Below are 1,209 nucleotides of genomic sequence, written 5' to 3'. Positions count from 1 at the left end.
GCGCCCGGCGGGGCGCTGCCGGTGCTGCGCGGCGATGGGCCGCTGGCGCTGCGCCGCACCCGGTCGGCCGACCCGGCGTTCGCGCAGGTCACGCTCGTCGGGGCGATGAGCGCGCCGCTGACCGGCGACCGCCTGGAGCTGACCGTCGACGTGCTGGCCGGCGCCGCGCTGCGGATCACCTCGGCCGCCGCGACCCTCGCCCTGCCGGGCCGGGTGCCGGAGCCGGCCGAGTACCGGGTGACGCTGCGGGTCGCCGACGAGGCCACCCTGCACTGGGCGCCGGAGCCGCTGATCTCGGCGGCCGGCAGCGCGCTGCGCCAGCACACCCGCGTCGAACTGGCGCCGACCGCCCGGCTGGCGCTGCGCGAGAGCCTGGTGCTGGGCCGGGACGGCGAGGAGCCGGGGCGGCTGGCCAGCCGGCTGACGGTCCACCGCGACGGGCGGCCGCTGCTCGACCAGGAGCTGTGCTGCGGCGACCTGGCGCCGGGCTGGGACGGCGGCGCGGTGCTGGGCGGGCACCGGGCGGTGGGGCAACTGCTGTGCGTCGACCCGGAGTTGGCCAAGGAGCCCGCCGAGCCGAGGCGGCTCGGGGCGGGCGCGGTCACCGTGCCGCTGGCCGGCCCGGCCACGCTGACCAGCGCCGTCGCGCCCGATGCCCTGGAACTCCACCGGCTGCTGGCGGAGGTTCCCCACTCCCGGTGACGGCCGTTTCGGTCGTGGCGGTCATCCCGGTCGTGGCGGTCGCGTTCGTCGAGCGGAGCGGCGGTGGCCGTCACGCGGCCGCCGATCCAGCGGTCGTGGACGCGCTTGGTGGGCGGGGGCGCGAGCGACGGGTGCCGTTCCCCGCCGAGGCGCCGGGCCGAGGCCGGTGGCCGCGCGGCTACGGGCTTTCGTCGGGCGGCGGCGCCTCCGTCGGCCGCAGGCCGTCGCGGTAGGCGCCGGGCGGCAGCCCGTAGCGTTCCCGGAACAGGCGGCTGAAGTGGAACGGGCTGGCGAAGCCGGCCGAGGCGGCGACCCTGGCCACCGAGAGGTCGGTCGCCTCCAGCAGCCGGGCGGCCTGCCGCAGCCGCGCCTCGCGCAGCGCGCGCATCGGCGGCTGGCCCAGCTGCTCGGTGAAGAGGTGGGCCAGCCGCGAGGGCGAGAGCGCCACCCGGGCGGCGAGCGAGGCGACGGTGTGCGGGGCGCCGGGGTCGGCGGCGATCAGCGCCG

Annotated in this window: 2 protein-coding genes; one reads left to right on the top strand and one right to left on the bottom strand. The window is 79.5% G+C overall.

The window, feature by feature from the left end; translation table 11 throughout:
• Nucleotides 1-702: urease accessory protein UreD (locus tag EBN88_RS29930; RefSeq protein WP_147472927.1), on the top strand; the 702-nt coding region annotated here is incomplete at its 5' end.
• A gap of 178 nt (nt 703-880) precedes the next feature.
• Here EBN88_RS29930 and EBN88_RS29925 read toward each other — a convergent pair.
• A partial coding sequence (locus EBN88_RS29925; RefSeq protein WP_147472926.1) for a helix-turn-helix transcriptional regulator occupies nt 881-1,209 on the bottom strand: 329 nt, incomplete at its 5' end.

Source organism: Streptomyces triticirhizae, assembly GCF_003696235.1.
GTDB classification, from domain to species: Bacteria; Actinomycetota; Actinomycetes; order Streptomycetales; family Streptomycetaceae; genus Streptomyces; species Streptomyces triticirhizae.
Note: the sequence above shows the minus strand (reverse complement) of the source record. Positions and strands in the feature narration are given on the sequence as shown.